Source organism: Halobellus sp. Atlit-38R, from assembly GCF_003665925.1.
GTDB lineage: Archaea > Halobacteriota > Halobacteria > Halobacteriales > Haloferacaceae > Haloquadratum > Haloquadratum inordinatus.
The window spans coordinates 330,971-356,370 of record NZ_QXIJ01000002.1; the positions used below are offsets into that span (position 1 = coordinate 330,971).

Below are 25,400 nucleotides of genomic sequence, written 5' to 3' on the forward strand. Positions count from 1 at the left end.
ACCGTTTCGATGATCGCAGACGTCCATAGGGTGACGGGACGGATCACGAGGGTGACGTTGTTCCGTAACTTGGCCGGCGACGGGGCGCTATCCAGAATGGTCCATATCACACAATCGTCAGTCGATTAGCTGACGAAATGAATCCGCGCGACAGACGCGCTCGTCGCAGATACCGGCGGAAATTGCACGCGCCACGTCCGTTAGGCCCCCGCTCCGAGAAGGGTGCGCTATGGCTGACGACGACGACACACCACTCGGATTCGGGACGCGGAGCCTCCACGCGGGACAGGAACCCGACCCGACGACTGGCTCACGCGCGCCACCGATCTATCAGACGAGTTCCTACGTCTTCGAGGACGCCGAAGACGCTGCCGGCCAGTTCGCCTTAGAGAAGGAGGGCTTCATTTACAGCCGGTTGATGAACCCGACGGTCGGAATGTTGCAGGAGCGCCTCGCCTCGCTCGAAGGCGGCGTCGGTGCGGCAGCGACGGCATCCGGGATGGCCGCGCTCGACCTTGCGACCTTCCTGCTCGCCAGCGCCGGCGACAACATCGTCACGGCGGCGTCGCTGTACGGCGGCACCTACACCTACTTCACGCACACCGTCGAGCGCCGCGGGATCACGACGAAGTTCGTCGACACGCTCGATTACGAGGCGTACGAGGAGGCAATCGACGAGGACACGGCGTACGTCCACTTAGAGACGATCGGCAACCCCGCGCTCGTCACGCCCGACATCGAACGCATCGCCGACATCGCTCACGAGCACGACGTGCCGCTGTTCGTCGACAACACCTTCGCGACGCCGTATCTCTGCCGCCCGATCGAACACGGCGCAGACCTCGTGTGGAACTCCACGACCAAGTGGCTCACCGGCGCAGGGACGACGATCGGTGGGATTCTGGTCGACGGCGGCTCGTTCCCCTGGAGCGAGCACGCCGAGAAGTACCCCGAGATCGGCGCGTCGAACCCCGCCTACCACGGCGTCAACTTCGCCGAGCGCTTCGGCGACGCCGCGTTCACGTACGCGGCCATCGCCCGCGGCCTGCGCGATCTCGGGAACGCCCAGTCGCCGTTCGACGCGTGGAACACCCTCGAAAAGCTGGAGTCGCTGCCGATGCGGATGGAGCGACACTGCGAGAACGCGATGGCCGTCGCGGAGTTCTTAGAAGGGCACGACGCCATCTCGTGGATCAACTACCCCGGATTGGAGAGCCACGAGACGCACGAGGAGGCCTCCGAGTACTTAGAGGGCGGCTACGGCGGGATGATCACGTTCGGCCTCGAAGCGGGCTACGAGGCCGCCCGCGACACTGTCGACAACGTCGACCTCGCCTCCCTGGTCGCGAACGTCGGCGACGCGAAGACGCTCGTGATCCACCCCGCCTCGACGACGCACCAACAACTCACCGAAGAAGAACAGAACGCCGCGGGCGTGACGCCCGATATGGTTCGCCTCTCGGTCGGCATCGAGGACGTCGACGACATCATCGCCGACCTCGAACAGGCGATCGACGCCGCGACGAACTGAGCGTCGTGCCCGGACGCAGTCGAGCGGCCTGACCGATCGTACTCCGGCGCGCCGGGCGTTCTCGGCGTCGATGGTGACGTTTTTCCGCCGGTACTGCGAATCACGCGTCGTGGTCGAAACACTCCTCGCCGTCGGTCTCTTCGTCGCTGTCTTCGTCGGATTCAACATCGGCGGCTCCTCGACGGGCGTCGCGTTCGGCCCCGCCGTCGGGAGCGACCTCGTGTCGAAACTGGGCGCGGCGATACTGATGACCGGCTTCGCGCTCCTCGGCGCGTGGACCGCCGGGCGCGAAGTCATCGAGACGATGGGCGGGCGCATCGTCCCCCAGAGCGAGTTCACGCTCGCCGCCAGCGTCGCCGTCCTCTTTTTCGTCGGCCTGGCGCTCCTCATCTCGAACACGTTCGGCGTCCCCGCGTCGACGTCGATGACGGCGGTCGGCGCGATCGCCGGCCTCGGCGTCGCCTCCGGGACGCTGAACGAAGCCGTGATGCTCGAAATCATTTCGTGGTGGATCGTCGCCCCGGTGATCGCCTTCTGGATCTGTGCGGTCATCGGCCGGTACGTCTACCCATACCTCGACGCGAAACTGAAACTCGACCGTTCTCCCGGCCCGATCGTCGTCCTCGACCGCGAGAACGCGTTTCCGCGGCCCCGACTCGGGCCGAACACGACGCCCCGAGAACTCGGCAGCGTCGGCCTCGTCGTCGTCATCGCCTGTTATATGGCCTACTCGGCGGGCGCGTCGAACGCCGCCAACGCCGTCGCCCCGCTCGTCGGCAACGGCGCGGTGTCGATCAATCAGGGCATCTTCCTCGCGGCCGGCGCGATCGGTCTCGGCGCGTTCACCATCGCACGGCGGACGCTCGACACCGTCGGCAACGACCTCACGGAACTGCCGATCCTGGCCGCGCTCGTCGTCGAGACGGTGTCGGCGTCGCTGATCGCGATGCTGTCGTATCTCGGGATCCCCGCGAGTCTCGCCGTCTCGGCGACGATGTGCATCGTCGGCCTCGGCTGGGGGCGCGCCACGCGGACGGTGACCCTCGGCGAAGCGCTCGGGGGCACCGCGCCGGAGATGTCCGTCGATGCGCTGACGACCGAAACGAGCGACGAGGTCCCGCCAGTGGGCGAAGAGTCCGCACGCGATCTCGGCGGCACCGATCTGTTCGACCCGGGGACGACCGGTCGCGTGATATTCTTTTGGCTCCTCACGCCGAGTCTCTCGGCCGCGGCGTCGTACGCGCTCTTCGCGGCCGTCCCGCTGTAAGTCGTCGCGGTCGGCCGCACCTCCGGGGGAGTGACACCCACTGTCACCGCACACAGCGGTGACACGTCCCGAACAATCGCCCGTAATCGACGAATCGAACAGCAAAGTCTAATGGGGTGGCATACAAACCGCTTGCTGATGCCTACCGTAGAATACCTCAACTACGAAGTGCTGGACGACCAGGGCTGGGACATGGACGACGACGACCTCTTCGAGAAGGCCGCTGACGCGGGTCTGGACAGCGAAGACTACGGCTCTCTCGAAGTCAACCAGGGCGAATACATCCTCGAAGCCGCCGAGGCGCAGGGCTACGACTGGCCCTTCTCGTGCCGCGCGGGTGCCTGCGCGAACTGCGCGTCCATCCTCAAGGAGGGCGAGATCGATATGGATATGCAGCAGATCCTCTCCGACGAGGAAGTCTCCGAAAAGAACGTCCGCCTGACCTGTATCGGCTCGCCGGCGGCCGACGAGGTCAAGATCGTCTACAACGCGAAGCACCTCGACTACCTCCAGAACCGCGTCATCTAACGAAGGCTGTACGACGAACGGTTCCTCTAACACCCGTTCTCGGTCCCACCGAGAACCGAAATCCCAACATTCGCGCTTTTTGCGCCCGCGACCTCGTCGGCAGCGCAGACGACCAACGCCGGGAAGAACCGTCCTCGATCGCCACTGCAGATCGATCGCCCTCCCGGATCTGACCGATCGGAAAATAAGCGGGCCTTTCTCTCGTTTACGTCGGTCATAGTTCGATACAGCACTCGCTAACAATAGTCGTGGCTCCAGCATACAGGGGACGCCGATGTCGAGTGAGGAAAACAAAGAAATCGCCCATCGGATCCTGCGGGACGTACTGGAGCAGAGAAACCTCGACGCAGTCGAGGAGCTGTATGCGGCGGACGCGGTGGAACACAGCCCGATGCGTGATTTCCGTGGCCACGAAGAGATCAAAGAGAGCTTGGCGGAGACGCTCGATGCGTTTTCGGACTACACGGTGACCGTCGAGGATATGATCGCGGAGGGAGATACCGTCGCTGCAAGGTTGACAGAGCGCGGCGTCCACGACGGGGAGTTGATGGGGATCGAACCGACCGGCAACGAGTTCGAGCATCAGACGATGGCGTTCCTCCGGTTGGAGGACGGAAAGGTCGCTGAATGGTGGGTGCTGCCCGACAACCTCAGCTTCCTCCAACAGCTGGGCGTCGTCGAGTCGCCCGGCGAGTAAGCTTGGATAGAAGACGACGAGCCAGCGAGCGTCGTAGTTGTCACGTGTGAGCGCCGACGCGGTGAGCGAGGTGGGGCCGACGCAGACGCAAACTACAACTCCCCCGGGGTCACTTCCCCTGTATGTTCGCCAGCGTACCGGATCTGCTTCGGTTGGCCGTCCTCCCGGTCCTCGGGTGGGCGGCGTGGCGGGACGTCGAGACGCGGCGGGTGCCGAGTCGGACCTGGTACCCGCTGGTCGCGCTGGGCGTCCTCTTGCTCGTGTGGGACGCCCTCGGACACGTCTCGATGGCGACGTCTGCGGACGTCTTGTTCTTCGTGCGCGTCGCGATCAGCCTCTTTCTCGTCGCACCGATCGCCTACATCTTCTGGCTGCTCGGCGGCTTCGGGGGCGCAGACGCGAAGGCGCTCATCACGATCGCGATTCTCCTCCCGACGTTTCCGACGTACTACTTCGCGGGGTTCACGCTGCCCTCGACCGTGACGACGCTCGGCGTCTTCTCGATGACTGTCCTGACGAACACGGTCGTCCTCGCGGCCGTCTATCCGCTCGCGATCGCGGGCCGGAATCTGCTCGACGGCGACGTCCGATTCCCGGTCGTCTTCCTCGGCCGGCGGATCGACGTCTCGGCGCTCTCGACGGCGCACGGCCGCCTGTTCGAGACCCCCGACGGCTTTTCGCGGAACGGCCTCGACATCGACGCACTGCGGATGTACCTCCGCTGGCGCGGCGCGAACCTCGACGACCTCCGGGCGGACCCCGATGGGTTCCGGGACCCCGAGAGCATCGGTGCGACGTACGAGCCGACAGACGGCGCAGTCGGCGTCGAGAGCGACTCACCGGTTCCCGAGACGGGAGCGGCCGATATCGACACTGACGGGGGAACCGATGAGGGAACGGCACTCGCGAGCGATACGGACGGCAGAGCGGCCGCCGCAAGCGACACGGACGTCGGCGCCGACGACCAGTGGGGTGCGGAGGCGTTCCTCGACAGCATCGACGGGACGGCCTACGGCACGACACCGGCGAAACTCCGCGGCGGCCTAGAGATCGTCGCCGATCAGAACGACGTGTGGATCTCGCCGGGCATCCCGTTCATCGTCCCGATGTTCGTCGGGACGCTGCTGGCGTTCACGTACGGCGACGTCGTGTTCGGTGTTCTCGGGGCGCTCGGCGTGCTGTGAGCGCCGGCCGAGTCACGTTTTGACGAACTGCGCACTCCCGTCCTGCTCGACGGTGATTCGGTATCCCTCGTAGCTGAACGTAATTTCGACCTGTGCTTCCGGGACCGGCGGCGTGGTGAATAGGTATTCGAGAACGTGATCGAGGTGCTCGTACGTCGTCGTCAGTTGTTCGTGGCTCTTTCCTTCGAGTTCGGCGACGACCTCTGCAATCTGGACGACCGGCTGTTCTCGATCCGTCTCGAGAGTCCGATGGACGATTTCGTCATCTGGAGGGTCAGTCATTGCGATCAGTCTGCGGTCGTAGTTTTGTGTTTTCTGGAGTTTCACTATTTTGTCAAACTATTTTTATGCCAGCGCGATTCCGGGTCCAGAACGGGGCAAAAGACCTATCGGACGGACACTCCTCGGTCGAGGTAATGACCGACGACGTCGAGGTGGACTTCGGCGATGACGGACTCGTCCCCGCCGTCGCACAGGACGCCGACTCCGGCGAGGTGTTGATGCTGGCGTACGTCTCACCGGCGGCGCTCGAGCGAACGCGCGAGACGGGGCGCGCACACTACTACTCCCGCAGTCGCGACGAACTCTGGGAGAAGGGCGCGACGAGCGGCCACACCCAGGAGGTTCAGGAGATTCGCGTCGACTGCGACGCCGACACGCTTCTGTATCTCGTCGACCAGGCGGGCGGTGCGTGCCACACCGGGCACCGCTCGTGTTTCTACCGGACGATCGACGGCGAGAACGTCGGCGAGCAAGTGTTCGATCCCGACGCGGTGTACGAGTAAGGACCGATGTCCGAACCGGAATCGACGGCTGACGACGCCGACGTGGATGCGCTGCTCGCCGAAGTCGACGCGCGGATCGAGGACCTGCAGGCGGCGCGCGAGCGGCGCGAGAAGGTGGAATCGCGGATCGAGGACGTGGGCGAGGAGTCCGTCGTCGCCGCCGCGGACGCCTACCGGAAGTCGATCCGGCTGTTCGAGAACTACGAGGACTCCGCCACCGGGACGGGGGATTTCCAGGCGTACGTCGAGTTCCAGGATCGCTTTCTCGGCCTCGTCGAAGACCTCCCGGAGTCGATCCCGGCGCACGACGGCTTCGAGGCCGCCGCCGAGCGGATGGACCGACGGCGACTCAGCGAGGACCACTTCGACGCGGCGCGCGAGGACCTCGAACCCGCCGCGGAGTACGTCGACCTCCTCGACCGGCGCGAGGAGACGAAAGAGACGCTTTCAGAGGCACGCCGGGACGCGAAGCTCTGTCTCCGCGACCTCGACGAGGAGATCGAATCGCGTGCGGAGACGCTCGCCTTCGCCGACGCCGACCTCGGCGCGCCGGTCGAGACGCTCCGAGACCCGATCGAGGCGTACAACGACGCCGTCAGCGCCGAGTTCCAGTCGTTCTACGAGTCGGCGTCGGCGACCGCCGTGATCGAGTTCCTCGAACGCGGGGAGTCGTTCCCGCTCGTCGCGTTCCGGTCGCCGCCGCGCGACCTCCGCGAGTTCGTTCGGGAGAGTCCCGACGCCGACGAACCGATTCCGACGCTCTTGGAGTATGCCGATTACTCCGGGTCGAAACTGGATCACTACGCCGAGGACCCCGCGGCGCTCCAGACGAGCGTCGCCGTCCACCGAACGTACCTCGAACGGCTCTCGGCCGGGCCGTTGACCGTCTCGCTCCCGCCGCCGTCGGCGGGGACGCTCCGCCGCTTCGCCGGCGAAGCGATCTCGCTACTCGGACGGTTCGCCTCCGAGGAGACTGTCGCACTGCTTCGAGAGGTGCGGGATCTGACCCGCCGCGACGACTACGCGGAACTCAGGCTCGCCGCTCGCGCGCACGAAGAACTCGACGCCGACGAACGCGAGCGCGTTCAGTCCGGCGTCGCAGCAGCCGAACTGGAACGCCTCCGCGACGCCCGCGAGCGCCTGTCGGCGGCGCTGGAGGACGCGAACGAGACCGGCAGGCAACAGGGCTGATGGTCGCCGTCTCGGCGGTGGCGTTCGCAGCCGGGGCACTCAGCCTCTACTACGGGGCGCGGTCGCTGCGGACGAAGCGCGCGCTCGAACGACTCGATGCCGACGGCGACGAGCGACTCGACGCGGGGACCGAGACGGGACTCGCACACCCGACAGATTGGCTCGAACCACCTAGCGAGCGGTCCTCGTCGGACGACTCGGCCTCGACGACGACCGAGTCGGCGACGAACCGCCGCGACGATGTCTCAGTCGAGCGCGGCTTCGTCCTTCTGGTGCTCGGCGTGGTCTGTCTGCTATTCGGTTTTTTCGCGCTGTGAACGGCGGCGATCCGTGCGTCAGGACAACTGTGAGCTGTGGACAACTGGGAACTCTGAACGCCCGAACACCCTGGACGATGCGGGCTACAGCCTCATACTGTCGGACAGAACGATGTGAAAAGTATCGGCACTCCGTGGGTGCCAACATCATTCACGAACGTCTGTCCGACAGTATCACTCCGCAAGCGCGGCGCGGAGTGCGTCGGCCGCCTCCTCGGCGAGAATGCGAGCACGTGACTCCGAGCGCGCCTCGGCGTAGACGCGCACTTTCGGTTCGGTGCCGGAGGGACGGACCAGCACCCAGGCGTCGCCGTAGTCGAGGCGGTACCCGTCGATCGTGTTCGGGTCGGCGTCCGCAGACTCGGCAAACTCGCGGGCCGCGCCGAGCATCGCGTCGAGTTCCGTGTCCGTGTCGTATTCGAGGTTGATGCGGACGTTCTCGTAGTCGGTGTAGGGGGCGACGATCTCGGTCACGGGCCGTTCGGCGACGAGTTCGAGGAACTTCGCGCCGACGTAGGCGCCGTCTCGGACGAGTCGGTATTCGGGGAAGAAGATCCCGCCGTTGCCCTCGCCGGCGATCGGGACGCGCTCGCCCATCGTGCGGAGTTCCCGAATCCGAGTGATGATGTTGGTCGAGCCGATCGGGGTCAGTTCGAGCGTGGCGCCGACGTCCTCACAGACGTCGACGAGTCGCTGTGAGACGTTGACGGCGGCGACAGTCGTGTCGCCTGCCTCCAGTTCGGCGGCGGCCAGCGCGGCGAGCGACGCTTCGCCCGCGACGAACGCGCCGGTCTCGTCGACGAAGACGGCCCGATCGGCGTCGCCGTCGTGGGCGATGCCGACGTCCGCGTCGGCCGCCTTCACGAGCGATTTGAGGTCGGCGAGGTTCGGTTCGACCGGCTCGGACTCGCGGCCGGGGAAGTGCCCGTCGGGGTTGGCGTTGACGGTGACGACCTCACAGCCGAGTTCGCGGTAGAACTCGGGGCTCGTGAGCGCGCCCGCGCCGTGGCCCGGGTCGAGCGCGACGGTGAGGTCGGCGTCGGCGATCGCCTCGCGGTCGACCGACGCGAGGAGGTCCTCGACGTACTCGCGGTTGACCGCGTCGATCGTCCGCGAGTCGCCGACCTCGTCCCAGGCGGCGGTCCCGAAGTCTTCGCTGAGAACGTGCGCTTCGATCCGTTCGAGGTCGGCGACGCTGAGTTCGACGCCGTCGGCGCCGACGAGCTTGACGCCGTTGTACTCCGGCGGGTTGTGCGAGGCCGTGATGATGATCCCCGGACGCTCGTACTCGCCGGCGTAGCGGACGGCGCTCGGCGTCGGGGTCGTCCCGAGCCGGTCGACGTCGACGCCGACGCTCTCTAAGCCGCTCACGGCCGCATTCGCGAGCATCTCGCCGGTGGTTCGGGTGTCGCGTGCGACGACGGCGCGGTCCGTCTCCCACACTGTCCCCGCCGCCTTCGCGACGCGGAGGACGAACTCGGGCGTCAGGCCGTCGCCGACGACGCCGCGAGTGCCGCTCGAACCGAACAGTTTCATTACGTCGTCTTCCTCATCGCGCCGTAAAAGCGGTTGCGAAGGAATCGTCGGTCAGAGAGCGTCGATCGCCTGCCGTGGGCGGACGAGCACTCGCGCGCCGGCACCGGTTCGACTGATTCGCCCGGTTCACTCGGCAGCGTCGCCGAGAGCGCGCTTGAACTCGGTCATCGTCGGCAGAGCCTTGTCGACGGCGACGTAGTACGCGAAATACAGCGCGACGGCGCCGATGACCGCGGCCCACAGGCCGAGCGTGACCTCGCCGCCCTGGGCGGTCGTGAGCGCGAAGCGTTCGAGAGATGCCCCGACGAGCGAGAGGCCGACGGAGCCCAGACTGAAGAACAGGACCTCGAGCAGTTCGGGTACGAGTTCGAGGGGTGCGCTTGTCATACCTCCAATGGAGGATTCACTGCTGTGGCTCTTTCGGTTCGAGTGACACAGACACGCACCCCGCCGCGACTGCAAGCCGCAGTCTCGCACCGCTGCGTCCGACCCCGACCGCGCAGCGGCACGCCGCTCCGGAGACTTTAGGCCGCTCCCCCGCCGACACTCGCGCGTGAGCGATCCATTCCCCACTTTCGAGGTCGTCCCCGCGGTCGATATGCAGGACGGCGAGGTCGTCCAGCTCGTACAGGGCGAACGCGGCACCGAGAAACGCTACGGCGACCCGGTCGCGGCCGCCGAGCGCTGGGTCGACGCCGGCGCCGAGACCCTGCACCTCGTCGATCTCGACGGGGCGTTCGAGGGCGAGCGACAGAACGCCGACGCGGTCGAAGCAGTCGTCGACGCCGTCGACGTGCCGGTGCAACTCGGCGGCGGAATCCGCACTGCGGCGGACGCGATCGACCTGCTCGACCGCGGCGTCGAGCGCGTCATCCTCGGGACGGCGGCCGTCGAAGAGCCCGAATTGGTCGAAGAAATCTCCGCGGAGTACCCCGGACGCGTGATGGTGAGCCTCGACGCCAAAGACGGCGAGGTCGTCGTCTCCGGGTGGACCGAGGGCACCGGACTCGATCCCGCAGACGCCGCGGCGCGCTATGCGGACCTCGGCGCGGGCGCGATTCTGTTCACCGACGTCGACGTCGAAGGCCAGCACGAAGGTGTCCAGGCGGGCGTGACGCGCCGCGTCGTCGACGCCGTCGACATCCCGGTCGTCGCCTCCGGCGGGGTCGCGTCGCTCGACGACGTCCGAACGCTGAAAGACGCCGGTGCAGCGGCCGTCGTCGTCGGGACCGCGCTCTACGAAGGGACGTTCACTCTCGCGGACGCGATGGCTGTACAGTAGCGCTTGCAGCGCCTCGTACGTCGGTCAGCGTGCGAACGCTTGCAAACGCTACTGGATAGTCCCGTACTGGGCGACGACTGCGACGCCCGTGAGCGCGACGAGCGTTACCCCCAACCCGGTCGCGACGCCCGAGTCCGAGAACAACAGCAGTCCCCCGAGACAGAGCGCATACGCGCCGAGCACTACTCCCTTGATCCCCATAATCGGCTAAGTTGACGGCTCACGAATATCAATCTCAGCAAGACGGGCGTCAGACGGCCGCAGTGGGAAGGAGGCGACGTCGGTAGAGGAGACCGACGACAGAGCTTCAGTCCCGCTGCTCGCGGATCTTCTCGCGACCGGGCGCGATGAGGTCGTTCAGGTACGTCGTGAGCGCGCCCTTCGCGTCCGCCGGGTGGAGTTCGCCGGATTCGAGGTCGTCTTCGAGGTCCTGGTAGCGCTCGTAGGTCAGATCGCCGCCGTACTTCTCGGGGCGTTCGACGACGACTTCGCCGAAGCGCGGGAAGACGTGGTACTCGAAGATCTGGAGGACGGGGTTCTCTCGCTCTTGGCCCTCGTCTGTCGGCTCTGGATCCGCGGTCGGCGGGCAGTACGCCTTGTTAACCTTGTCTTCGACGTCCGACGCGGAGTCTTCCATCGAGATGGAGACGCCCGAGGAAGTCGACATCTTGCCGATGCCGGTCGTCAGATCCGCGATCAAGGGCGTGTGGAGACACGTCGGCGCGTCGGCGTCGATACTCGGCAGCGTGTCGCGAGCGAGCATATGCACCTTGCGCTGCTCCATCCCGCCGATTGCGAGGTCGACGTCGAGATAGACGATGTCGAGCGCCTGCATCAGCGGGTAGACCGCCTGTGCGACGGTCGCGGTGTCGCCGCTCTGAATCTCCGCCATCGCGCGCTCGGCCCGCGAGAGCGACGTTTCGAGTTCGAGCGCGTGCAGGTCGAGCACGTACTCCTCGTCGAGTTGGAACTCAGAGCCGAGGACGAATTCGGTCTGGGACTCCTCGAGGCCGTAGGCGACGAACTGCTCTTGCATTCGGGTCGCCGTCTCGCGAATCTCGTCGAACGTCCCCTTGTCGTTGAGGTAGGCGTGGACGTCGGCCAACAGCACGACGATCTCGAAGCCCGCCTCCTGGAGTTCGATGAGTTTGTTCGCGGTCAGCATATGACCGATGTGGAGGACGCCGGAGGGCTCATAGCCGACGTACGCCCGCTTTCCGTCCGGGGATTCGGCTAGCGCGCGCACTTCGTCCTCTGTGACCACCTCGGAGACGTTCCGGGTGATCTGCTCGTAGGCGTCCATACGTGCGCAGAATCGCGACTCCGGCATATGACTTCTGGGATGTCGTCGCGGGCAGGATCGGGGACGCCGCCGACCGCGACGCGGTTACGACGGAATCCCGTAGATCTCGTCGTCGAGGTCGATCATATAGACGTTCTCCATCCGGTCGACGCCGTCGAGGCGGGCGACCGTGTCCGCGTCGAGGTCCCAGTCGAAGAGGTCGATGTTCGACTCGATGTGGTCGGGATCCGACGACTTCGGGAGGACGACGACGCCTTTCTCGACCGCCCACTTCAGGACGATCTGAGCGGGCGAGACGCCGTAGGCGTCGGCTGGTTCGGTCACGAGCGGGTCGTCGAGGAACTCCGCGCGGGCCAGCGGAGCCGACGCCTCGACGACGATGTCGTGTTCGTCACAGAATTCGAGGTGATCCTCCTGGAAGTACCAGGGGTGGAACTCGATCTGGTTCGCGGCGATCGGCACGTCGGCGACCTTCTGGGCGAACCGGAGCTGATAGGGCGTGAAGTTGCTCACGCCGACGTTGCGGATCAGGCCCTCGTCGTACGCGCGTTCGAGCGCCTGGAACGTCTCGCGCAGCGAAATAGTCGGGTTCGGCCAGTGGATCAGATACAGGTCGAGGTAGTCGGTGCCGAGGCGGTGGAGCGATGCCGACAGCGACTCCAGGACGTCCTCGTAGTGGAGGTTCGAGGGGAGCACCTTCGACGTCAAAAAGAGGTCGTCGCGGTCGTACTCGGCGAGGACCTCACCGATCGTGTCCTCGTTCTGGTAGCCCTCGGCGGTGTCGATGTGGGTGTAGCCCGCATCGAGCGCGGTTCGAAGGCCGTCGCGGAGGTCCTCGCCCGAACTGTCCCACGTCCCGTAGCCGACGATCGGGAGTTCATCGCCACTCGGAAGCGTCCGGCTCGGCATCGAACTCATAGTCGGCCGTAGATACCTCGCGCGGCGTTGTAAAGAAGTGGGTCGGACGCTGTCCGTGCAGAGGCTACCGGGGCGACTGCCGACCCCACTGGAAAGCGTCATACGCACGCGGTCCCAACGTATCGGCGATGGCAACGACCCGTTCGCCGCTCATCGTCCTCGGGGGGTTGGTCGCCGTGGCGTTCCTGCCGCTGCTCGTGATGTGGATCGTCGTCACCGACGTCGGGACGTTCGCGTACTTCGCGGGCTTCGCGCTGTACTTCCTCGTCGCCCACGTCGCGCTGCCGGGATGGGTCTACCTCGACGCGACGGGGCGCGGGAGCGATGCCGTACTGGCGTGGACGGCGCTGTGTTTTTTCCTCCCGTTCGTGGGCTTCGTCGCGTACTACTTCCTCGGTCAGCCCGACGCGCCCTACGAAGTCGACGCCACCGCTCGCGCTCGGTGAGAAGATAAAATCCGTTATCGGCTCTCGCTGCGCGTCTCCGCGCGGTGCTCGGAGATGATCTGATCGACCATCGACGCCTTCCGTTCTTTCCGACGTTCCTCCGCGCGACGCTCCCAGTCGTCGATGGCGGCCTCGACGTCGGCCTCGCTGGCGACCGCGAGTTCGTCGACTTCCTGGATCGCGACGTCGTCGGCGGGCGCGACGGGGATATCGTGCTCGAAGAGAATCTGGTCAGCGATCTCCGAGAGATTGCCGCCCGAGCGGAGGACGACACGTGGGTCGACGTCCGCCAGCCGTTCGGCGGTCGACCGCCCGGCTCCGGAGGCGTCGCGGAGGTAGACGACGTCGCCCGCCGCGAGGCCGTACTGCTCGTCTGTCGTCTCGATGGCGTCCCGCGTGAACTGCTCGATCACCTTCACCGAAACGAGGTCGCCGTCGGTGTCGACGTCGGCGAAGTTCGAGTGATCGAGCTTCCAGAGGCGTTTCAGTCGCTCCAATTTCCCGTCGAGTTCCTCGTTTTCCTCCGCTAAGGTCTCGACGCGCCGTTCGAGCCGGTCGTTCTCGCGTTCGAGACGCTTCACCTCGCGGCGTTCTCTGGCCTTCCGGCGCTCCTCGCGCTTTGCCTCCGAGAGTTTCCCTTTGTACTCCTCGATCGTCGCCTCGCGCTCGTCGATCGTCTCGTTGAGGTCGTCGACGTGCGATTCGAGGCGTTCGACGCGCTTGCGAAGCCGCCGGATCTCCTTTTCCTCGTCGGTGAGTTCGCGCTCCTCGTGTTCGGGTTCGGACTCCTCGTCGTCTTCGTCGTCCCGGAGGTCACGGAGGACGGCCTCGACGGACTCCTCGCCCGCGACGACGCGGGAGATGACCGTACCGCGCTCGACGTCCGGTGGCACCTTCTGTGAGATGCGCTCGAACTGGTCCTCGTGGTCGTCGAGGGCGAACAGCGCCGCGGCGAGGGCATCCCGCTGGTGGTCGTTCTCGTAGGCGGCCTCGCGCGTGCGGTGGAGTTTCTCGTCGACCGGGAGATCCGAGTGCGGCGTCCACGCGGCGGCGTCGAAGCTCCGCCGGAACTTCTCGACGGTCTCGGGCATCGGCGTGACGTCGGCGGCGACGACGATCGGTCGCCCGCGCTCGATGAGCCACTCGATCACGTCGGCCGTGTCGGCGGTCCGCGTCGAGTAGACGTCGAGGACGGAGCCGTCGAGGCCGACGACCGCCGCGGCCGTCGTCGTTCCGGGGTCGATCCCGACGACGACGTGGTCGCGCCGCTTGACTAACGGCTCGAACTCGATGCCGTCGTGGCGCTCACGTTCGATCTCGATTCGCGTGTCGCCGGAGCGACCGCGGGAGACCGGAATGTCGGTCGGCGGCGCTTCGACCGTGAACACGGCGTTCGCGTAGCCGCCGTACTTCTCTGTGACTTCCTTTTCGAAGTCGAGGTCGGCCTGTCGGAGCCGCTCTTGGACCTCACGAGAGCGGCGCTTCACGGAGCCGTGAATCCGCCGCGTGTAGCGGTCCTGGCTCCACCCACCCTTGCCGGTCGAGCGCCCGCGAGACACCTTGACCGTCGTGGTGTCGCCGAACGCCGCCACCTCGTAGCCGACGTTCGCCGCCGCGAGCCGTGCCGCGGCTTCGGCCTCCTTCATCGGCTTCTTCCCGTAGGAAACGCCGTGTCTGGAGGCGACGCGCGAGAGCGGTTCCGGCCGCTCTGCGCCGGTCACCTGCACGAGTTTCGTCTCCGCCGGAAGCGCCCGCAGAAAGTGGACGAGTTCGTCCTTGTCGGCCGCCAGCTCGTACATATTGTCTGTCGCGAGCATCGCCGGTTCCTCGCGGTCGAGCAGGCGGCGGAGCTTTCGGTGGGAGACCACGTCGCGGTCGACGTTCTCGCCATCGAAGGCGACGAGGGCGTACGAGGGCGCGTCCCCGCGGACGTCGCCGCTCTGGATGTCCACGCCGAAGACGAGGGTGTCGAGTGCGCTCGTCCGGTCGTTCACACCGTCGTTTGGGCGTCTGCGGATATATATGCCACGCCGGATGCATCACGAGCCTTTATATCGGAAGCCGGGGCCATCGCCGCCGTGACGTGACGCTCACCCCGCGCCGGTCAGCGGTTGTCCGGCCTCCCCGCGCGGGAACACTCGTGGTCGGCTGTTCGCAAACCTGATTCGATTACCGCAAGCCGTCGCTCACTCGTCGTCCGGATACGGAATCTCGACTTTCTGTCCGTCGTCGGGGACGAACGCTCGCTCGCCGGAGAACGTCTGTTTCGCCTCGCGTTCGATCGGCGAGGCGTCGCCGGCGTACCGCGAGGAGATGTGCGTGAGCGCGAGCCGCTTCGCACCGGCGCGGTTGGCGACCTCGGCGGCCTCGCGGGCGGTCGAGTGGCCCGTCTGACGCGCGCGTTCGGCCCACTCCGTCGCGAAGGTGGCGTCGTGGACGAGCAGGTCGGGCTCGTCGACGACTTCGACGGTGGCGTCGACCGGGCGAGTGTCGCCCGTGTAGACGAAGCGCCGCCCGGGGCGGGGATCGCCGACGACCTGTTCGGGGGAGATGACCGTGCCATCGTCGAGTTCGACGGCGTCGCCGTCGTGGAGTTGGCTGAACTTCGGACCGACGGGAACGCCCAGTTCCTCGGCCTTCTCGCGGTCGAAACGACCGCGGCGGTCGTCCTCGACGAGCGCGTAGCCGATCGAACTCGCGCCCCGGTGTTCGGTGGCGAAGGTTCGAACCTCGTAGTCCTCGGCGTCGAGCGCGACGCCGCCGGGGCGGGATTCGTGGACCGTGACGGGGAAGCTCGGTCGATAGCCGCCGGCTTCGACGAGGCGTTCGAGGTGGCCCTTCGAGCCCGGTGGACCGTGGATTGCGATCGGCTCCTCGCGGTCGTTGAAGTCGAGCGTCTGGATCAGCCCCGGAATGCCGAGGACGTGATCCCCGTGGAGGTGCGTGACGAACACGTGCGAGACCGAGAATCCGGTCCCGAACCGCATCATCTGCCGCTGGGATCCCTCTCCGCAGTCGAACAGGAGCCGTTCTCCCTCCCGTTCGAGGAGGAACGCACTCGGCCCCCGCTCGGTCGTCGGTACGGCCCCACCCGTCCCGAGAAATGTCACGCGCATCGATATACTCGATTTTGGGAGGCGACGGGGTAAACCCGTGTCGGATCATATCGGTGCGGCGTATCTTTTTGGTCGTCCTCCCGAACCGACAGGTATGGACGATCGCCGAGACCGACTGGACCGAGCGGGCCTCGGTCCCGCCGACTCGGACGACCCCGTCGTCGCCGCCACTGCGCTCGTGGTCCTCGGAGCGGGGCTCGGCTCGCTCTTCGGCGTCCCGCTGCTCGCCGCGGTCGACTTCTGGCTCGTCTTCGTCGTCGGCTACGCGGCCGTCGTTCCGCTGGTCTCACTCGCTCGCAGTAGACAACGCGCCGAAGCAGAGACCGATTCGTCGACGCCGCGTACCGATCGGGTCGAGCAGTCAGACGGCACAGTGGGTGGTGACCAGTGGAACGGCGCCGACGGCGGCGTAGACGCCGCGCTCGACCGACTGCGTGACCGCTACGCGCGTGGTGACCTCTCCGAGGAGCAGTTCGAGCGGAAGCTCGAAGTCCTCTTGGAGACGGACACGCCCGAGAACGCCCGCGAACGCATCGAACAGGGGGGACCGCAAGGGCGGGGACAGGAGCACGACAGGAGCCAGCGTGGCGACGGTCGCGAACGGGAACGCAACGGTCCCGAAACCGAGCGCGCCCCGTAACGGCCACCGAGCGTGTCGCGGGCGCGGAGGGAGAGTTTCTTAGCCCCTCGCCGACTACTCGCCGTCGATGGACGCGCCCCTGTGGACGGAGACGCACGCGCCCTCGCTCTCGGACCTGCCGCAGCAGGAGGTTCGAGAGCGACTCGCCCGCACCGTCGACGAACCGATGAACCTCGTCGTGCAGGGCCCGCCGGGCGTCGGGAAGACCGCTGCCGTCCGCGCGCTCGCCCGCGAGGCGCACGAGGATCCCGACGCCGACCTCGTCGAGATCAACGTCGCGGACTTCTTCAGCCGAAGCAAAAAGGAGATCCGCGAGGACCCGCGCTTCGAGCGCTTCCTGCAGGGACAGACGGCGTTCTCGAAACAGTACCGACGCGGCGGCAAGGGGAACAAGTACAAGCGCGAGTGGTCCAAGCGCGATATGATCTCGCACGTGATGCAGGAGCTCGCGTCGTACAAGCCCGCCTCGGGAACGTACAAGACAGTGCTCCTCGACAACGCCGAGACCATCCGCGAGGACTTCCAGCAGGCCTTACGCCGCGTGATGGAGCAGTACCACGAGAGCACCCAGTTCGTGATCACGACGCGGCAGCCCTCGAAGCTCATCCCGCCGATCCGTTCGCGGTGTTTCCCGGTTCCCGTACGCGCGCCGACCACCGACGAGATCGAAGCCGTGCTCGTCGAGATCGCCGACGCCGAGGCGGTCGCCGCCGAGCCGATGGCGCTGAACCTCATCGCCTCGAAGGCCGACGGCGACCTCCGCTACGCCGTGCTCGCCGCCCAGCACGCTGCGATCGAGGGCGACGACGAGATCACCGTCGACGCGGCACAGACGGCGCTCTCGGAGGCCGGCCACGACGACGCGCTGAAGGACGTCCTCGACGCCGCAGCCACGGGCGAGATCAGCGACGCTCGCAAGCAAGTGACGTCGCTGCTGGACGACGAGGGCTTCGGCGGCCAGGAACTCCTCTCGGAACTGCTTCGCGTCGCCGACACCTACCCCGAGGAGTTCGGCGAGACGAACCTCGTGCGGCTGCACCGGCTCGCCGGACGCGTCGACCTCGACCTCGCGGAGGGCAACGACGGCCGCCTCCACATCACTCATCTCCTAGCGGCGTGGGCTGGCGGCCAGTCGGAGCTCGACGAGGAGGCACTGGCCTGAGCGATGCGCTTCGCTCCGGGCGCTCGTCGATTCGCAGTTCCCGCGTTCGCCGCGGCCGCAGTACTCGCGCCGTTCGCGTTCCCGCTGGCCGTCGTCGCGCTCGCCGTCGGGGGGTTCGTCGCGTGGTTCTTCCGCGATCCCGATCGCCAGCCCTCGGGTCCGGGCGTCGTCTCGCCCGCCGACGGCCACGTCTCGGTCGTGCGCGAGGAGGGCGATCAGCTCCGCGTGGGCGTGTTTATGAACGTCACCGACGTGCACGTGAACCGCGCGCCGTTCGACGGCCGCGTCGAGCGCGTCACCCACCGTCCGGGCGCACACCGACCGGCGTTCTCGAAGGAATCAGAGCGCAACGAGCGCGTCGACGTCGACGTCGCGACCGACGAGGGGCCTGCGGAACTCTCGCTCATCGCCGGTGCGTTCGCGCGGCGCATCCACCCGTACGTCGCCGGCGGCGACGACATCGAGCGCGCGCAGCGGATCGGCCACATCGACTTCGGTTCGCGCGCGGACGTGCTCCTCCCGCCCGCCTATGACCGGGAAGACCTGCTCGTCGAGGAGGGCGACAGCGTCCGCGCCGGCGAGTCGATTCTAGCAGCACAAGAGCGGTAGGCGGGTCGGGCTCATAGGGCGTATCGTAAGTCGTCATAGATTTCTCGCCGGACGGAACGGCGAGAGTCCCCGAACAGTTACGATAAGCCCGATCAGTCGGTGACAGATCACACGCGCTGTAGCACGTGGACGTGCCGGACCAGCGACCGGTGGACGCGACGCTCGAAGTGCGCGTCGACGGTCCAACCCGCCTCGCGGGCCTCGTCGTCCCAGGAGCGGTCGGCGACGAGGACGCACGCGGGGGCCACGCGCGCCGCTTCCGCGAGCGCGCCGCCGACGAGGTCCGCGAGTTCGTGCCCGGCGATCTTCGACTGGCGGCCGTAGGGCGCATCGAAGACGACGGCGTCGACCGCGCCGTCGGCGAAGGGGAGTTCCGTGGCGTCGCCGCGGACGACACCCCAGTCGGTCTCAGAGAGGTAGTGATCGAGATTCTCGGCCGCGCCGTGTGCCATCTTTGGCTGGGCGTCCGAGCCGACGGCGCGCGCGCCGACGAGTCCCGCTTCGATGAGCAGGCCGCCAGTGCCGCACATCGGATCGAGCACCGTCGCGTCCGGGAGCGCCGGGCCGGCCGCGAGGTTGACGTACGCGCGGGCGTCCATCGGGGCCATACTCCCGGGCTGGAAGAACGGCCGGTCCGTCGGCGCGCGCGAGCCGAAGGCCGCATCGCGCTCGGCGGCGATCCAGCCGACGAGACAGACGTCGTCGGCGAAACAGACGCGGAGTTCGTGATCGGGGTCGTCGAGGTCGACCGAGAAGCCGCGGTCGACGAGCACCCCGCCGAGTTCGCGCTCGGCCGTCGCAGTGCTCACGTCGGCCGTCGCGCGGACGTTCCGCGCCCGCACGGCGACGCTGCCGCGCCGCTCGATCGAGGCCGCTTCGAGGAGGGCGACCGCACTCGACACTGACGCGTCGGTCCGGCCGAGAAGTTCGGAGACGCGGCGCGTGTACGCGAGCGTCGGCACGCAGTCAAGACGGACGCCGCGGGCGGTGGCGAGTCCCGGGGCGACGCGTGTGACGGCCGACGCAGCGGCGCGGTCGGCCTCCAGGGCGGCGAACGCCTCGTCGTCCGCCTCGCCCGCGAGTTCCAGACAGTACACGCTCGTCCCTCGCCCTGCCCGCCAATGATAGTAGCGATTGCACGTCGAATCCAGGAATTCCAAAAGCGCGGCCCTGGCGGTTCACGGCCGCCCAGACGCCGCGCCGTCCGGTGCTTGCGACCTGTCAGCACCCGCACCAACCTTTTTAAACCTTAAATACGTCGTTTAAGTCGTCAATGAGCGACCCCAAGGACACCATCAACATCGAGAACGTCGTCGCCTCCACCGGGATCGGTCAGGAGCTCGACCTCCAGAGCGTGGCGATGGACCTCGAAGGTGCTGATTACGACCCCGAGCAGTTTCCCGGTCTCGTGTACCGAACCCAGGAGCCAAAGTCTGCGGCGCTCATCTTCCGTTCCGGCAAGATCGTCTGTACCGGCGCGAAGTCGACCGACGACGTTCACGAGAGCCTCCACATCGTCTTCGAGAAGCTCCGTGATCTGCAGATCCCCGTCGACGACGACCCCGAGATCACCGTTCAGAACATCGTCACATCCGCGGATCTCGGTCGCAATCTCAACCTCAACGCCATCGCCATCGGGCTCGGGCTGGAGAACATCGAATACGAGCCCGAGCAGTTCCCGGGGCTCGTCTACCGACTCGACGAGCCCGCGGTAGTCGCGCTGCTCTTCGGGTCTGGGAAGCTCGTCATCACCGGCGGCAAAGAGCCCGACGACGCCCGCGAGGCCGTCGACGTGATCGTCTCTCGGCTGAGCGAACTCGGCCTGCTAGAGGACTGAGGTCCCGCTGTCGACGCTCTCGATTCGTTCTGTATGTTGCTGCCAATCCAATCCACCGCTGCCGGGAGTCCGATCGCGATCGCCGGGACGTTCGCCTCGTTCGCGATTTTCCTGTCGGTCACTGCACACATCGCCGCCCGCAACGTCCTCGGAGACGTCCCCGTCCGCAACGCGTTCGTCGTCGGTCCCGTTCCCGCCGTCGTCGCCATCCTTGTCACGACGTTCGGGGTGAATCCGTTCGTGGGGCTCGTGGCTGCGCTCGTCCTCGATGGGGTCGCGATCGCGCTGCTCTACGAGCAGACGCGGCGGCTGTCGGCGTACATCACGTTCATCCACTTCGTCGTCAGCGTCATCCTCGGGACCATCATCTTCGGTGTGCTGGCGCTCCTGACGAGCGCGCCGGGGTAGACAGGGGCACCCTTCTGTCCGGCGGGCGCGCCCTTCCGTCCGCTCGCGCGCCGCTCTCAACTCACTCGACGAGTCGCTCGATCTCGGTGACGAGGATTCCGGAGGCCCCGACGGCCTTCAGGTCGTTGACGACCTCGAAGACGTCGTGTTCCTCGACGACGACGTGGACCGCGACGGTGTCGTCGCCCGCGACGTCCATCACCGTCGGACCGCCGAGACCCGGAATGACCTCGCGGACGTCGTCGAGGCGATCCCGCGGCGCGTTCATCATCACGTAGCGCTTGTCTTCCGCAGCGAGCACAGATTCGAAGGCCGTCACGAGCTGTTCGACCTTCGAGTCGTCGGCGTAGTCCGGGTGGGCGTACAGCCGCACCGACGATTCGAGTACCTCGTCGACGACCGCGAGGCGGTTCATCCGCAGCGTCGTCCCCGTCGAGGTGATGTCGACGATGGCGTCGGCCATCTCGACGTGCGGCGTCAGTTCCGTCGCGCCCGTCACCTCGACGACGTCGGCGTCGATCCCCTCCTCGTCGAGGTACTGCCGTGTGATCCGCGGGAACTCGGTTGCGACGCTCTTGCCCGCGACGTCGGCGGGATCAGAGATGTCGCCGTCCTCGGGCGCCGCGAGGACGAGTCGGCAGCGGCCGAACTCGAGATCGAGGAGTTCCACGAGGTCACACCCGGATTCGACGGCCTGATCGCGGCCGGTGATGCCGACCGCGGCGGCCCCGTCCGCGACGTACTCCGGGATGTCGGCCGCGCGGGCGAACAGGACGCTCACGTCGGGATCGACGGTGTCGGCGTAGAGTTTCCGGTCGGCAGCGCTCTCGATGTGGAGGCCGGCGCGTTCGAGGAGGTCGACGCTCGGGTCGTGCAGGCGGCCCTTGTTGGGCACGGCGATGCGCATACCGGAGCGTCGCGCGCCCGGGACGTACCACTTTCGCTCGTTGTCGGGGCGACTCGGCTCCCCGGCGGGCGCGACACGGGAGCGAGCGAGGCACAACGGTGATAGGCGCGCGCGTCGATTCGCCGGTATGAGCGACGACGACGGAACGGAGCGCACCGCGGCCGTCTCCCGCGAGACCTCGGAGACGACGATCGACCTCACGCTCACGATCGACGGCGACGGCGACGCCGCGGTCGACACGGGCGTCGGCTTCTTCGATCACATGCTCGAATCGTTCGCGAAGCACGGCCTGTTCGATCTGACCGTCCACTGCGACGGCGACCTCGACATCGACGATCACCACACCGTCGAGGACGTCGCGATCGTTCTCGGCGAGGCCTTCGCGGAGGCGCTCGGCGACAAGCGCGGCATCGTCCGCTACGCCGACCGGAAGGTCCCACTGGACGAGGCGGTCGCAGGCGTCGTCGTCGACGTGAGCGGGCGACCGCACTTCGATTTCGACGGGGACTTCTCCCAGGCACAGATCGGCGACTTCACGAGCGATATGGCGCGGCACTTCGCGTACTCGCTGGCGATGAACGCCGGCCTGACGCTGCACACCGAAGTCGAGGGCGTCAACGCTCACCACGAGGTCGAAGCGCTGTTCAAGGCGCTCGCGCGCTCGCTCGACGACGCGACACGCGTCGACCCGCGCCGGAGCGACACGCCGAGCACGAAAGGCGAACTCTAGCCCGGCCGAAGCGTCTCGTTCTCGGACGTTCCGACGCGGCCCGTCTTCAGGCCTTCCGGAGCGTCCCGCTGTCGTCCACGAGGAGGTCGCGGTCGACCGCGTACTCTATAATCTGTTCGACGTGCGACTCCTCGAGATCGTACGCGCCCGCCGCCAGTTCGACGATCTCCGCTCGCGGGATCGGGAACTCGCGATTGCCGAGCAGGCGCATCACTGTTCTGAACTCCTCGGGTTCCTCGTCAGTCGTCGACGGCCCCGATGCGCGCTCGGGAGCCTCCGACGACGATTCCGGCGGGGATGACGCGTCAGCCTCTGCCGTGCCGTTGCTGGCGGCGTCGGGCATCGACGGCGCCGATTCCTCGCTCTCGCCGAGCGGCGGTGGCGACCTGGCGTCCTCCCAGGAAGCGTCGTCCGAATCGGGGTCGGCCCCCGTCGGTGATTCTGTGTCCGCGTCTGCGTCCGTGTCCGTCTCCGTCTCGCTGTCCATATCTGTCTCTCCGTCTATGTCCACCTCCGCCTCTGTATCCGTGCCCGTATCTGTCTCGGGCGCGGCGCCGGTATCGACCGACTCACTCGAATCGGCAACGGCGGTATCAGCAGCAGCGGTGTCGGCAGGGGACTGCGAATCTAGGGCCGGAGTCGACTCCGATGAGTCGGGCGCGCCGCTCGACGCCGCGGGAGTCACGGGGCGGTCGGGGCCGTGCTCGTCGCTCCGGCCGACACCGAGGCGCGCGAGGAGCGGATCGAGCACGCCTTCGAGCGTCTCTAAGCAGTCGGCACAGAGGACGACCCGTCGCTGTTCGGCCTCGGTCGGCGACAGTTCCGGCGGGAGGACCTCGTAGACGCCCGCCGCGTCGTCGCCGCAGAAGTCACAGGTGCGAAGCTGACGCATCGGCATACCTGATGCTCCCGGGGCGCGCTGATAAAACCATTCGACCTACGCGGTTTCCAGCGGGCCGCCGCGCTCGGTCCACTCGGTCAGACTGCCCTCGTAGAACCCCACGTCGGCGTAGCCGAGCGAGCGCAACACGACGTAGGTGTGGCTGATTCGCCGTGCCGTGTTACAGTAGAGGATCACGCGCGCGTCGGGCGTCACGCCGACGTCCGCGAGGGCGTCCGTGAGTTCAGACTCGGGCTTGAGCCCGCGCGTCTCGTCGTCGACGAGTTCGCGCCAGTCGAGGTTGACCGCGCCGGGGAGGTGGCCCTCGGCGTACTCCTCGGGGTCGCGGGTGTCGACGACGGTGGTGTCCGGCTCGTCGAGCGCCGCGCGAACCGTCTCGTAGTCGACGAGCGGCGAGTGTTCGGGTTCTCGAACCGAATACGACGTCGCGGTCGGCGACGGCGACTCCGAGGTCGTCTCGTGGTCGCGGTTCCACGCGCTGTAGTCGCCGTCGAGGAGGTGGAGGCGCTCCGGCGGGTGGCCGTACAGTTCCGCAGCCACGAGAAAGCGCGCCGCGAAGACGCCGTGCGTATCGTCGTAGGCGACCACGTCGTCGTCCGAGCCGACGCCGGCGTCCGATAGCAGCGACTCCCACGTCTCCGCGCCGGGAAGCATCCCCTCGTCGCCCGCCTCGCTGCGGAACGTCTCGAACGGCACGCTCACCGCGCCCGGAACGTGGCCGATGCCGTCGTACTCCCACGCGTCCCGAACGTCTATCACCCGCACCTCGTCGAGTCGCGACGCCAGCCAGTCGGCCGAGACGACGACGTTCTCGTACATAGCTACCAGTACCGGCGCAGCACCCTTCAACGTGGCCGATGTTGGCGTGGTTCGCCCGCTGTCAGAGAAAGAGGACCATATTGCCTATTAATTCGGGCGTCGAGACGAGGGAGGTCGGCGTGTGGACGCCGTCGCGCCCCCGAATCCTGTCACGATCTGTTAATGCGGCAAAATTCTCTTGATAATGCGAGGATGGGCAGTACACGCCGTAGCTGTGAGGATTATACCGTATGGGGGTGTATAGAAGGACGCAATGACAGACGACGGTTACGCCAAAGACGTGCTCGTCTCCCCCGAGTGGGTAGCGGAGCACCTCGACGAGTTCCAGAGCGACGACCCCGCGTATCGACTGGTGGAAGTCGACGTCGACACGGAAGCGTACGACGACAGCCACGCCCCCGGTGCGATCGGCTTCAACTGGGAGAGCCAGCTGCAGGATCAGACCACGCGCGACATCCTCGACAAGGACGACTTCGCCGACCTCCTCGGCAGCCACGGCATCTCCGAGGACTCCACCGTGGTGCTGTACGGCGACAACTCCAATTGGTTCGCCGCCTACACCTACTGGCAGTTCAAGTACTACGGGCACGACGACGTTCGCCTCCTGAACGGCGGCCGCGACTACTGGATCGACAACGACTACCCGGTCACCGACGAGGTCCCCGAGTTCTCCCCCGTCGAGTACACCGCGAAGGGGCCGTTCGAGTCCATCCGCGCGTACCGCGACGACGTCCAGCACGCGGTCGACGAGGGACTTCCGCTGGTCGACGTCCGCTCGCCCGAGGAGTTCCGCGGCGACATCCTCGCACCGCCGGGACTGCAGGAGACGGCTCAGCGCGGCGGCCACGTCCCCGGCGCGAGCAACATCTCCTGGGCGGCGACCGTCAACTCCGACGGGACGTTCAAGTCCGCCGAGGAACTCCGAGAACTCTACGCCGAGGAAGGAATCGACGGCTCGAAGACGACCGTCGCCTACTGCCGGATCGGCGAGCGCTCCTCGATCGCGTGGTTCGCGCTCCACGAACTGCTCGGCTACGACGACGTCGTCAACTACGACGGCTCCTGGACGGAGTGGGGCAACCTCGTCGGCGCGCCGATCGAGACCGGCGACGCTCAATAGTCACGTCGCGGTCGGGCCGTCACGGGCGGCAGCACGTGGCGCTCGACAGACCGACGCGACCCGGTGCCTCTGACACCTTCTCTCCTCGTCCGCTGACTGCGGCCCTCCGATCTGGCTTCTCCGAAGTCACCCGTCGCTTCCTCGCCCGTGAGCGACGGTGTTCGGC

Annotated in this window: 29 protein-coding genes; 17 read left to right on the top strand and 12 right to left on the bottom strand. The window is 66.9% G+C overall.

Annotated elements, in window-relative coordinates:
* The first annotated feature begins 229 nt into the window (after nt 1-229).
* The 5 genes from D3D02_RS04280 (at nt 230) to D3D02_RS04300 (ending at nt 5,207) form a co-directional block, all read left to right on the top strand.
* On the top strand, nt 230-1,531 hold the full coding sequence (locus D3D02_RS04280; RefSeq protein ID WP_121568737.1) for an O-acetylhomoserine aminocarboxypropyltransferase/cysteine synthase family protein: 1,302 nt from the start codon (nt 230-232) through the stop codon (nt 1,529-1,531).
* Between the two features lie 109 nt (nt 1,532-1,640).
* A complete protein-coding gene (locus tag D3D02_RS04285) occupies nt 1,641-2,798 on the top strand; it encodes an inorganic phosphate transporter (protein ID WP_121568824.1) in 1,158 nt (385 codons plus the stop codon).
* A gap of 138 nt (nt 2,799-2,936) precedes the next feature.
* Nucleotides 2,937-3,326, top strand: a complete 390-nt coding sequence (gene fer / locus D3D02_RS04290; RefSeq protein ID WP_121568738.1) for a ferredoxin Fer — start codon at nt 2,937-2,939, stop codon at nt 3,324-3,326.
* 274 nt (nt 3,327-3,600) lie between these two features.
* Complete coding sequence (locus D3D02_RS04295; RefSeq protein ID WP_121568739.1) at nt 3,601-4,023, top strand: ester cyclase; 423 nt, start codon at nt 3,601-3,603, stop codon at nt 4,021-4,023.
* Between the two features lie 122 nt (nt 4,024-4,145).
* Nucleotides 4,146-5,207 carry an A24 family peptidase gene (locus D3D02_RS04300; RefSeq protein ID WP_121568740.1) on the top strand — a complete coding sequence of 354 codons (1,062 nt, stop codon included), beginning with the start codon at nt 4,146-4,148 and terminating at the stop codon, nt 5,205-5,207.
* A gap of 12 nt (nt 5,208-5,219) precedes the next feature.
* Here D3D02_RS04300 and D3D02_RS04305 read toward each other — a convergent pair whose 3' ends face one another.
* On the bottom strand, nt 5,220-5,489 hold the full coding sequence (locus tag D3D02_RS04305) for a HalOD1 output domain-containing protein (protein WP_121568825.1): 270 nt from the start codon (nt 5,487-5,489) through the stop codon (nt 5,220-5,222).
* Between the two features lie 134 nt (nt 5,490-5,623).
* Between D3D02_RS04305 and hisI the strand changes: the two genes are divergently transcribed.
* The 3 genes from hisI to D3D02_RS04320 are packed head-to-tail and all read left to right on the top strand — an operon-like array spanning nt 5,624 to nt 7,500.
* Nucleotides 5,624-5,992, top strand: coding sequence for a phosphoribosyl-AMP cyclohydrolase (hisI, locus tag D3D02_RS04310; protein ID WP_121568741.1), 369 nt, complete (start codon nt 5,624-5,626; stop codon nt 5,990-5,992).
* 6 nt (nt 5,993-5,998) lie between these two features.
* Nucleotides 5,999-7,183: a hypothetical protein gene (locus D3D02_RS04315; RefSeq protein ID WP_121568742.1), complete on the top strand. Its 1,185-nt coding sequence runs from the start codon at nt 5,999-6,001 to the stop codon at nt 7,181-7,183.
* Nucleotides 7,183-7,500 (top strand): hypothetical protein, encoded by a 318-nt coding sequence (locus D3D02_RS04320; RefSeq protein WP_121568743.1) that lies wholly within the window; start codon nt 7,183-7,185, stop codon nt 7,498-7,500. Before D3D02_RS04315 ends, D3D02_RS04320 begins: the two co-directional genes overlap by 1 nt.
* A 174-nt stretch (nt 7,501-7,674) precedes the next feature.
* On the opposite strand, the gene glmM is transcribed toward D3D02_RS04320, so the two are convergent.
* Both glmM and D3D02_RS04330 read right to left on the bottom strand, forming a co-directional pair.
* Entirely contained in the window at nt 7,675-9,036 is a 1,362-nt protein-coding gene (glmM, locus tag D3D02_RS04325; RefSeq protein ID WP_121568744.1) for a phosphoglucosamine mutase, read from the bottom strand.
* Nucleotides 9,037-9,162: 126 nt separating this feature from the next.
* A complete protein-coding gene (locus D3D02_RS04330; RefSeq protein WP_121568745.1) occupies nt 9,163-9,423 on the bottom strand; it encodes a hypothetical protein in 261 nt (86 codons plus the stop codon).
* Nucleotides 9,424-9,589: 166 nt separating this feature from the next.
* Here D3D02_RS04330 and hisA point away from each other — a divergent pair, with 166 nt between their 5' ends.
* Nucleotides 9,590-10,318 carry a 1-(5-phosphoribosyl)-5-[(5-phosphoribosylamino)methylideneamino]imidazole-4-carboxamide isomerase gene (hisA, locus tag D3D02_RS04335; RefSeq protein WP_121568746.1) on the top strand — a complete coding sequence of 243 codons (729 nt, stop codon included), beginning with the start codon at nt 9,590-9,592 and terminating at the stop codon, nt 10,316-10,318.
* Between the two features lie 48 nt (nt 10,319-10,366).
* Here hisA and D3D02_RS20580 read toward each other — a convergent pair whose 3' ends face one another.
* The 3 genes from D3D02_RS20580 to D3D02_RS04345 all read right to left on the bottom strand — a co-directional run bounded on the left by D3D02_RS20580 (nt 10,367) and on the right by D3D02_RS04345 (nt 12,539).
* Complete coding sequence (locus tag D3D02_RS20580) at nt 10,367-10,519, bottom strand: hypothetical protein (RefSeq protein WP_158599317.1); 153 nt, start codon at nt 10,517-10,519, stop codon at nt 10,367-10,369.
* A gap of 106 nt (nt 10,520-10,625) precedes the next feature.
* Nucleotides 10,626-11,621, bottom strand: coding sequence for a tyrosine--tRNA ligase (locus D3D02_RS04340; protein ID WP_121568747.1), 996 nt, complete (start codon nt 11,619-11,621; stop codon nt 10,626-10,628).
* 84 nt (nt 11,622-11,705) lie between these two features.
* Complete coding sequence (locus tag D3D02_RS04345; protein WP_121568748.1) at nt 11,706-12,539, bottom strand: aldo/keto reductase; 834 nt, start codon at nt 12,537-12,539, stop codon at nt 11,706-11,708.
* Nucleotides 12,540-12,667: 128 nt separating this feature from the next.
* On the opposite strand from D3D02_RS04345, the gene D3D02_RS04350 reads away from it, so the two are divergent.
* Nucleotides 12,668-12,985, top strand: coding sequence for a PLDc N-terminal domain-containing protein (locus D3D02_RS04350; RefSeq protein WP_121568749.1), 318 nt, complete (start codon nt 12,668-12,670; stop codon nt 12,983-12,985).
* A 14-nt stretch (nt 12,986-12,999) separates the two neighbouring features.
* On the opposite strand, the gene D3D02_RS04355 is transcribed toward D3D02_RS04350, so the two are convergent.
* Together D3D02_RS04355 and rnz are read right to left on the bottom strand one after the other, a co-directional pair.
* Nucleotides 13,000-14,979 (bottom strand): DUF460 domain-containing protein, encoded by a 1,980-nt coding sequence (locus D3D02_RS04355; RefSeq protein ID WP_121568750.1) that lies wholly within the window; start codon nt 14,977-14,979, stop codon nt 13,000-13,002.
* Between the two features lie 192 nt (nt 14,980-15,171).
* Nucleotides 15,172-16,101: a ribonuclease Z gene (rnz, locus tag D3D02_RS04360; protein WP_394337709.1), complete on the bottom strand. Its 930-nt coding sequence runs from the start codon at nt 16,099-16,101 to the stop codon at nt 15,172-15,174.
* Nucleotides 16,102-16,195: 94 nt separating this feature from the next.
* Here rnz and D3D02_RS04365 point away from each other — a divergent pair, with 94 nt between their 5' ends.
* The 3 genes from D3D02_RS04365 to D3D02_RS04375 all read left to right on the top strand — a co-directional run bounded on the left by D3D02_RS04365 (nt 16,196) and on the right by D3D02_RS04375 (nt 18,512).
* Nucleotides 16,196-16,741, top strand: coding sequence for an SHOCT domain-containing protein (locus tag D3D02_RS04365; RefSeq protein WP_121568752.1), 546 nt, complete (start codon nt 16,196-16,198; stop codon nt 16,739-16,741).
* A 67-nt stretch (nt 16,742-16,808) separates the two neighbouring features.
* Nucleotides 16,809-17,903, top strand: coding sequence for an AAA family ATPase (locus D3D02_RS04370; protein ID WP_121568753.1), 1,095 nt, complete (start codon nt 16,809-16,811; stop codon nt 17,901-17,903).
* Nucleotides 17,904-17,906: 3 nt separating this feature from the next.
* Entirely contained in the window at nt 17,907-18,512 is a 606-nt protein-coding gene (locus D3D02_RS04375; protein WP_121568754.1) for a protein sorting system archaetidylserine decarboxylase, read from the top strand.
* Between the two features lie 107 nt (nt 18,513-18,619).
* On the opposite strand, the gene D3D02_RS04380 is transcribed toward D3D02_RS04375, so the two are convergent.
* On the bottom strand, nt 18,620-19,609 hold the full coding sequence (locus tag D3D02_RS04380) for a methyltransferase domain-containing protein (RefSeq protein ID WP_233560577.1): 990 nt from the start codon (nt 19,607-19,609) through the stop codon (nt 18,620-18,622).
* Between the two features lie 176 nt (nt 19,610-19,785).
* Here D3D02_RS04380 and D3D02_RS04385 point away from each other — a divergent pair, with 176 nt between their 5' ends.
* Both D3D02_RS04385 and D3D02_RS04390 read left to right on the top strand, forming a co-directional pair.
* The gene (locus tag D3D02_RS04385; RefSeq protein WP_121568755.1) at nt 19,786-20,349 is read left to right on the top strand and encodes a TATA-box-binding protein; all 564 of its coding nucleotides are present in this window, start codon (nt 19,786-19,788) and stop codon (nt 20,347-20,349) included.
* A gap of 33 nt (nt 20,350-20,382) precedes the next feature.
* Nucleotides 20,383-20,757 carry a hypothetical protein gene (locus D3D02_RS04390; protein WP_121568756.1) on the top strand — a complete coding sequence of 125 codons (375 nt, stop codon included), beginning with the start codon at nt 20,383-20,385 and terminating at the stop codon, nt 20,755-20,757.
* A gap of 61 nt (nt 20,758-20,818) precedes the next feature.
* On the opposite strand, the gene hisG is transcribed toward D3D02_RS04390, so the two are convergent.
* Nucleotides 20,819-21,664 carry an ATP phosphoribosyltransferase gene (gene hisG, locus D3D02_RS04395; protein WP_121568757.1) on the bottom strand — a complete coding sequence of 282 codons (846 nt, stop codon included), beginning with the start codon at nt 21,662-21,664 and terminating at the stop codon, nt 20,819-20,821.
* Between the two features lie 127 nt (nt 21,665-21,791).
* On the opposite strand from hisG, the gene hisB reads away from it, so the two are divergent.
* The gene (gene hisB / locus D3D02_RS04400; protein WP_121568758.1) at nt 21,792-22,394 is read left to right on the top strand and encodes an imidazoleglycerol-phosphate dehydratase HisB; all 603 of its coding nucleotides are present in this window, start codon (nt 21,792-21,794) and stop codon (nt 22,392-22,394) included.
* Nucleotides 22,395-22,440: 46 nt separating this feature from the next.
* On the opposite strand, the gene D3D02_RS04405 is transcribed toward hisB, so the two are convergent.
* Entirely contained in the window at nt 22,441-23,292 is an 852-nt protein-coding gene (locus tag D3D02_RS04405; protein WP_121568759.1) for a hypothetical protein, read from the bottom strand.
* A 39-nt stretch (nt 23,293-23,331) separates the two neighbouring features.
* Nucleotides 23,332-24,114, bottom strand: coding sequence for a sulfurtransferase (locus D3D02_RS04410; RefSeq protein ID WP_121568760.1), 783 nt, complete (start codon nt 24,112-24,114; stop codon nt 23,332-23,334).
* A 253-nt stretch (nt 24,115-24,367) separates the two neighbouring features.
* Here D3D02_RS04410 and D3D02_RS04415 point away from each other — a divergent pair, with 253 nt between their 5' ends.
* Entirely contained in the window at nt 24,368-25,234 is an 867-nt protein-coding gene (locus D3D02_RS04415; protein WP_121568761.1) for a sulfurtransferase, read from the top strand.
* Nucleotides 25,235-25,400 lie beyond the last annotated feature (166 nt).